The organism is Streptococcus suis (assembly GCF_002964045.1).
GTDB lineage: Bacteria > Bacillota > Bacilli > Lactobacillales > Streptococcaceae > Streptococcus > Streptococcus suis_U.
The window spans coordinates 1-7,702 of the sequence record NZ_POPB01000296.1 but is presented as its reverse complement, the minus strand read 5'-3'; the positions used below and the strand labels follow the sequence as shown (position 1 = coordinate 7,702).

Genomic DNA, 7,702 nt, shown 5'->3' with positions numbered 1-7,702 from the left:
ATTTGTCTTAGATTATATTCCTAGTAAAGAGATTTTAGGTTTGCTCGGTTTGATTCCAATTTTCCTAGGCCTCAAAGTTTTGCTTTTAGGAGATTCTGATGGAGAAGCTATTGCCAAAGAAGGTTTGAGCAAAGATAATAAAAACCTGATTTTTCTAGTCGCTATGATTACTTTTGCAAGTTGTGGTGCTGACAATATTGGTGTCTTTGTCCCATATTTTACTACCTTAAATTTAGCAAATTTGATAGTGGCTTTACTTACCTTTCTAGTCATGATTTATCTCTTGGTTTTCTCTGCCCAAAAATTGGCACAAGTTCCTTCTGTTGGAGAAACTTTGGAAAAATATAGCAGATGGTTTATTGCCGTTGTCTATTTAGGATTGGGGATGTATATCCTGATTGAAAACAACAGCTTTGACATGCTATGGACTGTGTTAGGCTAGGAGAAAAAATTATGAAAAAAGATAGTATCTGTCAAGTGGATGTTATTAATCAACAAAATGTTACAACCGCAACGAACTACCTTGAAAAGGAAAAAGTCCAAAAATCACTTCGCATTTTATCAAAATTTACCGATAATAAACAGATAAATATCATCTTTTATCTCCTTGCCGTCGAAGAACTCTGTGTCTGCGATATAGCCTGTTTACTAAATCTCAGTATGGCATCTGCCTCCCACCATCTTCGTAAACTAGCCAATCAAAACATCTTGGACACTAGAAGAGAGGGGAAAATTATATATTATTTTATAAAAGATGAGGAAATCAGAGATTTTTTTAATCAACTAGGATAACAACTATTTTTACTACTTTTCCATGTTTGTAAGGGGCTTATCTATGAAATTTTTTGATGAAAATTACTCACAAGAAATACCTACTCGTATCAAATGTTTAAGAAAAAAGTATAATTTAAAGCAAAGTGACCTAGGAAATGCATGTCAAGTTAGCCAAGTTGAAAAGGGAAAGCGACAAGTTACCGCTTTAATATTGCTTTATTACTCTTGATAAGTCACAATTTAGTGGTAACATCCGTATGTGCTTATTTTAGAATAAGTAATGAAGAATTCATCAATTCACAAACATACACTTCGTAACTGTATCTGAGAGGAATATTTTAACCTTGCCCCTCCCCATCCGTTGTCACATCTTTACAATCAAATTTTCTTGAAATTTTCATGAAAATGGTTTAAGATAGCTAACTGGAGGAAAAAACATGTCTAAAAAGTTTTTAGCCGAATTTATCGGTACATTTATGTTGGTCTTTATTGGGACTGGCGCTGTTGTTTTTGGTAATGGTGTAGATGGTCTTGGTCATCTTGGAATTGCATTTGCCTTTGGTCTTTCTATCGTAGCGGCTGCTTACAGCATCGGTACTGTTTCAGGTGCCCACTTGAACCCAGCTGTATCATTGGCGATGTTCATCAACAAACGTTTGAATGCACAAGAATTTGCTACTTACGTGGTTGCACAAGTTTTGGGAGCAATCCTTGCCTCATCAACCTTGATTTTCTTCTTGTCAAATGCTGGACTCTCAACAGCAAGTTTAGGAGAAAATGGATTTACAACTGTAAATGCCGCAGGCGCTTTCTTGTTTGAAGCAATTGCAACCTTTATCTTTGTTTTAGTTATCGTTACAGTAACTTCAGCAAGCAAGGGTAACGGAAAAATTGCAGGTCTTGTAATCGGTCTGACCTTAACCTTGCTCATCATCTTGGGCTTGAACGTTACAGGTCTTTCAGTTAACCCAGCACGTAGCTTGGCGCCAGCTCTTTTTGTAGGTGGAACTGCACTTAGCCAGGTTTGGGTCTTTATCCTTGCACCGCTAGTTGGTGCTGCTCTTGCTGCGCTAGTAGGTCAACATTTATTGGAAACTGAAAAATAAGTTCAACACCATTTTGTAGGTCAACAAGTAGAAAACTTCGCTCATCTGGGCGAAGTTTTTTGATTTATGATTTCCGTGAAACGATGGGTAAATTGGGCCGTCATTCCCCAGATATTTTCTGGTAGATTTTCATAAAAGGGAACGAAGCGTTTGTGATGACTGAAAGGATAGTCAACCCCACCTCGCAAACGTTCAAAGGGAAAGTCACAATCTGGGACAATCTGTGAATCCAGTTGATAATAGACAGGGGCCGTTTTTTGCAAGGTTTCTAGTGGAACTGTAAAGAATCGAGCCACTTCGTCATTGGGTTGAAGGGTCTTCCAGTCCAGATGAAGTCGTCCGACAAAACAGCGAATCGTTGAGCGACCGAAAACGAGATAATCAATTTCACCTAGCAATTCAACTTGTTCAGCTTGAATATCCAATTCTTCGACGACCTCGCGAACGGCAGCTTCTTCTGCTGTCTCACCTTCATCAATTCCGCCGCCAGGAAAGGAGACCTCACCCGGTTGAGAAATGGACTCGCTCCGAATCTCATATAAGACCTGCCACTGATTGTCTGACCAGACTAAGGGCAAGAAGACTGCATAGGAACGTTTTTCACCCAATGGCTGGGGCTGATAGTCTTTCAATAATGCCTGCAATTGATCAGTCATGGCAACTCCCTACTAACTAGTGATTTGTGTTTATTTTAACGAATTTTGTGGCATCTGGCAAGAACTTTGTCTAGATAAAAAACTGAGAAGTTTCCTTCCCAGTTCCTCATCTTATTTTCCTTTTAACATGCCCATAATGCCACGAGTCACCACGCGCCCAACTTCCCGTCCGACCTGGCTCATCAGGTTCTTGGTAAAGCGGTCCATCATAGAGTCTGTTTTGCGACTGGCTGGCTGACTGGCTTTTTGTGCAGCTTTAGCCGCTTCTTTCTGAGCTTTCTCTTCCATTTTTGCGGCTGCCTTAGCTTCTTTTTCTGCCTGTTTTTCCGCCTCGGCCTGCTCTGCTTTTTTGATGAGTTCGGCTTCTTTGGCCTCTGTCATGGCTAAAATCTGCTCGTGGGCAGATTCACGGTTGACCGCGTCAGCATATTTTTCCATCAAAGGAGAGTTATTGATGACAGACAAGAGGGCGCTCGGCTCGACCGTTCCAAGCATACTCTTCGGTGGGTAAATCAAAACCCGATCCGCAAAGCTTGGTGTGCCGTCAGCTTGAAGGGTAGACACAACAGCTTCACCCACTTGTAACTCCTGAATGACCTTAGCCAAATCCTCCCCACCTTCTTGACGGAAGGTTTCGGCAACAGTCGCAACTGTTTTGAGCTCTTTTGGTGTAAAGGCGCGAAGACCGTGTTGGATACGGTTGCCCAGCTGGGCTGCCACGCTATCAGGAATATCCGTCGGATTCTGCGTTACAAAGAAGACACCTACACCTTTTGAACGAATCAAGCGGACAATCAATTCAATCTTTTCAAGAAGAACTTTTGGAGCATCTTTGAAGAGAACATGAGCCTCGTCAAAGAAGAAGACCATCTTAGGCTTGTCCAAATCGCCCACCTCAGGCAAGACTTCATAGAGTTCTGATAAGAGGCTGAGAAGAACCGTTGAATATAATGTTGGCTGATTGAATAGCTGAGTAGCTTGGAGAACGTTGATAACCCCACGGCCATCCTCCTCCGTACGCATCAAGTCAGCAATTTCCAGACTTGGCTCACCGAAGAAAATCTTACCACCTTGTTGCTCCAAAACAACCAGACTACGTAAGATAGCACCGACCGAACGAGCTGGAATATTTCCATAGTACTGGCTCAGCTCTGCCGCATTTTCAGCCACAAAATTGAGCATAGCCCGCAGGTCCATGAGGTCAATCAAGAGCAGCCCACGTTCGTCTGCCACGCTGAAAACAATATTCAAGATGGACTCCTGAGTATCATTCAAGCCCAACAAACGTGTCAGTAGGACAGGACCCAGCTCTGAAATGGTCATGCGGACAGGAGTCCCATTTTCCCCCAAGACATCCCACAACTCAACTGGATAGCCGACTGGGCTATAGTCAAGATAGTGAGTCTTCTCTAGACGACTAGGATCAATCTCCTTGGTATTGGCCGCAACCAAACTATTCAAATCACCCTTGATGTCCGACAGAAAGACAGGGATTCCCGCATCACTCAACTGCTCTGCCAAGACCTTTAAGGTCACTGTCTTCCCTGTACCTGTCGCCCCTGCGATGATTCCATGACGATTGAGCCGCTTGAGCTGCATTTCTGCTCGACTGCTTCCATAGCCAAAAGCAATAAGATCTGACATATACTAGCCTCATTTCCGATTTTTTCTAGCTTTATTGTAGCATAGTTTTCAGGAAAATAGCAGAGCAGATAACTTAGCTTTCACATAAAATATTCATATCCATTCTTTCTACATATCATGATTTTCAGACAAATGAAGGTCATCTGTCAATTGATAACGGTTACTTTTGTTTTTTACTGAAAAACACTTACTTTTTTAGCGGTTTTCTGTTATACTCTTTTATTGTGAGAACATTCTCAAATACGTTTTAAAATACAAAGGGGATTATTATGGCAGCACAACCAGATTCGCTGATTTATAATATCGACAAAAGTATCAAGAAAAAAGCAGACTTGATCGAAAACAACTATTTTGCCTATGCTATTCGTGCAATCATGGCTAGTGTCTATCTAGCAATCGGACTGGCTATCTCTGTTTATACGGCTGACAAGCTCAATCATATCGTTCCAGATTTAGGAAAATTCAGTTACGCTTTGATGTTTGGCTGGTGCTTGGTCATGATTTTGTATATGAACGCTGAGCTTGGTACTTCAAACATGATGTATATGACTTCTGCCATTCACCGCAAGGTTATCCCAACTAAGACTGCTTTGAAAATCTTGGCAACATGTATTTTCTTCAACTTTGTCGGTGCGGTTATCGTCTGCTACCTCTTGTCTTTGACCTTACCATACCAACATATTGATCCACATAGCTACTTGTTAGAAGCAACCGTTGCTAAATTGGCTAAGACACCATTGACACAGTTTGTAGAAGGTATCTTTGCTAACATCGTTGTGAACATTGCTGTGTTTGTTACCATGCGTATGAAAGACGATGCTGGTCGTGTTATCTCATTGATCTTTATCATCTTTATCTTCGCCTTCCTTGGCTTTGAGCACGTTATCGCCAACTTCTCTACCTTCTCACTCGCCTTCTTCTCAAACGGTGGTCCAGTCGAAGGAATGAATCTTTTGAGTGTGTTGAGCAACTTCCTATTCTCAGGACTCGGAAACTACGTTGGTGGTGGTCTCTTAATCGGTCTTCTTTATAGCTGGTTGAGTGACAAATCAAAACTTTACGTTGACTAATATGAATTCTTACGGTTGGAATTCCAACCGTATTTTTTTGACAATTTTTGCACATATATCGTTGACAAAATATCTGTTTAGGTGTATATTTAACATATAACAAGATTTGATATATAACAAATAATAAATATATACCAAATCCAAACCTAATTACCCAACTATCAAAGAAAGGAGCGTCCTATGCATTTTCCAGTCCCCGCAGTGCTGACAGAATTTCTCATCATGGCTATTTTGGAATCCGATGATTCTTATGGCTATGAAATCTGTCAGACCATCAAACTGATTGCCAATATCAAGGAGTCTGCCCTCTATCCCATCCTGAAAAAGCTAGAGCAAAATGACTTTTTGACCACCTACTCCCAAGAATACCAAGGCCGCATGCGCAAGTATTACAGCCTGACCCAGCTGGGCCATGAAGAACTGGTTCAGCTCAAAGATGATTGGGACACCTACACAACAACCATCAACGGTATTATAGAAGGGAGCGTTCGCCATGACAAGAACTGAGTACATGGAGCAGTTAGAAAAATATCTCAAAAAACTGCCCCACAAAGAATACTTTGAAGCCATCAACTTCTTTAATGAATACTTTGACGAGGCTGGACCAGAGCATGAAACAGAAATTATAGAAGAACTTGGTTCACCAAAAGAAGCTGCCAGCGAACTCATTAACAACATGCTCAACAAGCAAATCCAGGAGGAGAAGGATCAACAAGAGCCTGTTCAACTCAACTGGAAACTCTGGGTTGGTCTGGGAGCCTTGAGTATGATGGGATTATTTTCCTTCTTCCTGCTCTTTATCATGGGAGAATTTGTCGGATTTATTCCCCTCTTTGTGACCCTTATCCTTGGAGCCTTTTTCCTCGGTCGCTACTTCCGCAATTTTAGCCAGACCAAGCGAACACTCTGGTTGGCTATCCTTGCAATCATTTCCCTGCCCATCGCCATTCCACTCTTGCTCATTCTCCTAGCTAGCCTATTGGGACTGGTAGCGCTCATCTTGGCCCTCATAATCGGTGCCTTTGCTTTGGGTGTCGGACTTCTTACCAGCGGTGGCTATCTGATTTGGGAAGCCTTTAGCCTCATGTCAGAAGGATTCAACATCTTCCTCATGGGCTTTGGATCAGGTTTATCACTGATTGGCGGAGCTATTCTCATCTATATCTTGACTGGATTTTTTGCCTACTGGTCTTGGCGCTTGGTCAAGGCTTGCTTCAAATGGATCTTGAAACGAGGTAAACGAGCATGAAAAAGAAACTAACCATCGCCATTATTATCGGCTTTGTCAGCCTGATTACAGGCTTAATTCTAGCTGGAATTGGATTTTTTACTGGGGGCATGACTCGACTAGAAGAAGTTTCCACACCTGAGAAAATCTACAAAACCTATCCCAACCTGGAGTCAGTTAAGCTTGAATCACTCCCACATTATGTCATCATCAAAGAATCCAGCGACAAAGATTTTCATCTAACCTATGCCAATTCTGACAACAATCTCCAATCTCCTTTAACTGCCACTGAAAAAGATGGGGTACTTACACTCTCTTCTCAAAGACGAGAATTCAAAATTGAAGGAATTATGCAATATTTCGGAGAAGCTTTGGCCCAACGAGATGTTGATGTCAACTATATTACTATTGAAATTCCAAAAGGAAAAACCTTAAATAAATTAGAGGGCTATACACTAAATCTCTATGGTAATAATATATTAGAACTTGAGGATGTCCACGTTAAAGAGCTGAACATTACAGGCAGTATCTACATGAATGATAGTCAGATTGACAGTGGACATATTCAAACCGATTCTTTCAATTCATTTAAATCTACCCTTAAAGACCTTGAAATATCTGGCTCAGATACAATGATTTACCTTTCTGAAACGAATCTTGAAAATGTGAAACTTGAAAATTACTATGACTTGTCAGCTTTGCAAATCAGCCTAAAAGGAAACAATGTCTTTACCCCTTCGAAGACCAACTCCTACAATCACACTCGATTGGACTTGACCGAGCAAAGCCTACAAGACATCAATCTCGCTATTAGCACCCAGTTTGATCTAATGGCACTAGCTCAAAACCAAGGCTACTACGCAGAGAGCGAAAAAGAACTAGAGGAAATGATGGGTGACTTGACCCATCTCGAAAAGCAATTTGAAACCATGGGCATTCACACCAGTGGAGTATATGAGAAACTCCCTCTCAAAAAAGAAGACCGTAAACAAAGTTTGACCCTGGAAAACAAAAACAGTAAGAATAGCCTGACCATTGATGCCGTCAATGCAACCATAGCTTTCGAAGAATCAAAATAAATTAAGAAAACCAACTGCGTGGACAGTTGGTTCAGACTGAAGACAAAGTCCTTAGAATTGATTTTCTAAGGGCTTTTCTTCGTATTTAGGAGTATAATATAAGAAAAAGGACTTATGAGGTTCTCCTATGCTACACAAAGAAAAA

General features: G+C 41.1%; 9 protein-coding genes and 1 pseudogene. 8 read left to right on the top strand and 2 right to left on the bottom strand.

Features of this window, described 5'->3' with window-relative positions:
* From C1E99_RS04285 to C1E99_RS04270, 4 genes and pseudogenes are all read left to right on the top strand, one after another.
* On the top strand, positions 1–442 hold a 442-nt coding region (locus C1E99_RS04285; RefSeq protein WP_105206698.1), incomplete at its 5' end, for a CadD family cadmium resistance transporter.
* 11 nt (positions 443–453) lie between these two features.
* A complete protein-coding gene (cadX, locus tag C1E99_RS04280; RefSeq protein ID WP_000711078.1) occupies positions 454–792 on the top strand; it encodes a Cd(II)/Zn(II)-sensing metalloregulatory transcriptional regulator CadX in 339 nt (112 codons plus the stop codon).
* 43 nt (positions 793–835) lie between these two features.
* Positions 836–994, top strand: a pseudogene (locus C1E99_RS04275) (XRE family transcriptional regulator); the annotation flags it as partial.
* 217 nt (positions 995–1,211) lie between these two features.
* Positions 1,212–1,880: an MIP/aquaporin family protein gene (locus C1E99_RS04270; RefSeq protein ID WP_105206696.1), complete on the top strand. Its 669-nt coding sequence runs from the start codon at positions 1,212–1,214 to the stop codon at positions 1,878–1,880.
* Positions 1,881–1,921: 41 nt separating this feature from the next.
* Here C1E99_RS04270 and C1E99_RS04265 read toward each other — a convergent pair whose 3' ends face one another.
* Complete coding sequence (locus C1E99_RS04265; RefSeq protein WP_105206695.1) at positions 1,922–2,536, bottom strand: NUDIX hydrolase; 615 nt, start codon at positions 2,534–2,536, stop codon at positions 1,922–1,924.
* 111 nt (positions 2,537–2,647) lie between these two features.
* Complete coding sequence (locus tag C1E99_RS04260) at positions 2,648–4,180, bottom strand: helicase HerA-like domain-containing protein (protein WP_105206694.1); 1,533 nt, start codon at positions 4,178–4,180, stop codon at positions 2,648–2,650.
* A 269-nt stretch (positions 4,181–4,449) separates the two neighbouring features.
* On the opposite strand from C1E99_RS04260, the gene C1E99_RS04255 reads away from it, so the two are divergent.
* From C1E99_RS04255 to C1E99_RS04240, 4 genes are all read left to right on the top strand, one after another.
* Complete coding sequence (locus tag C1E99_RS04255; RefSeq protein ID WP_105206693.1) at positions 4,450–5,250, top strand: formate/nitrite transporter family protein; 801 nt, start codon at positions 4,450–4,452, stop codon at positions 5,248–5,250.
* Positions 5,251–5,430: 180 nt separating this feature from the next.
* Positions 5,431–5,757: a PadR family transcriptional regulator gene (locus C1E99_RS04250; RefSeq protein ID WP_105206692.1), complete on the top strand. Its 327-nt coding sequence runs from the start codon at positions 5,431–5,433 to the stop codon at positions 5,755–5,757.
* Positions 5,744–6,499: a DUF1700 domain-containing protein gene (locus tag C1E99_RS04245; RefSeq protein WP_105206691.1), complete on the top strand. Its 756-nt coding sequence runs from the start codon at positions 5,744–5,746 to the stop codon at positions 6,497–6,499. Before C1E99_RS04250 ends, C1E99_RS04245 begins: the two co-directional genes overlap by 14 nt.
* On the top strand, positions 6,496–7,557 hold the full coding sequence (locus tag C1E99_RS04240) for a DUF4097 family beta strand repeat protein (RefSeq protein ID WP_105206690.1): 1,062 nt from the start codon (positions 6,496–6,498) through the stop codon (positions 7,555–7,557). The genes C1E99_RS04245 and C1E99_RS04240 overlap by 4 nt, the downstream gene beginning before the upstream one ends.
* The last annotated feature ends 145 nt before the right edge of the window (positions 7,558–7,702 follow it).

Excerpts from the sequence above, each read along its gene's own strand:
- C1E99_RS04240 (WP_105206690.1), top strand. The coding sequence starts at position 6,496 with ATGAAAAAGAAACTAACCATCGCCATTATTATCGGCTTTGTCAGCCTG.
- C1E99_RS04270 (WP_105206696.1), top strand. The coding sequence starts at position 1,212 with ATGTCTAAAAAGTTTTTAGCCGAATTTATCGGTACATTTATGTTGGTC.
- C1E99_RS04260 (WP_105206694.1), bottom strand. The coding sequence starts at position 4,180 with ATGTCAGATCTTATTGCTTTTGGCTATGGAAGCAGTCGAGCAGAAATG.
- C1E99_RS04250 (WP_105206692.1), top strand. The coding sequence starts at position 5,431 with ATGCATTTTCCAGTCCCCGCAGTGCTGACAGAATTTCTCATCATGGCT.
- C1E99_RS04265 (WP_105206695.1), bottom strand. The coding sequence starts at position 2,536 with ATGACTGATCAATTGCAGGCATTATTGAAAGACTATCAGCCCCAGCCA.
- C1E99_RS04255 (WP_105206693.1), top strand. The coding sequence starts at position 4,450 with ATGGCAGCACAACCAGATTCGCTGATTTATAATATCGACAAAAGTATC.
- cadX (WP_000711078.1), top strand. The coding sequence starts at position 454 with ATGAAAAAAGATAGTATCTGTCAAGTGGATGTTATTAATCAACAAAAT.
- C1E99_RS04245 (WP_105206691.1), top strand. The coding sequence starts at position 5,744 with ATGACAAGAACTGAGTACATGGAGCAGTTAGAAAAATATCTCAAAAAA.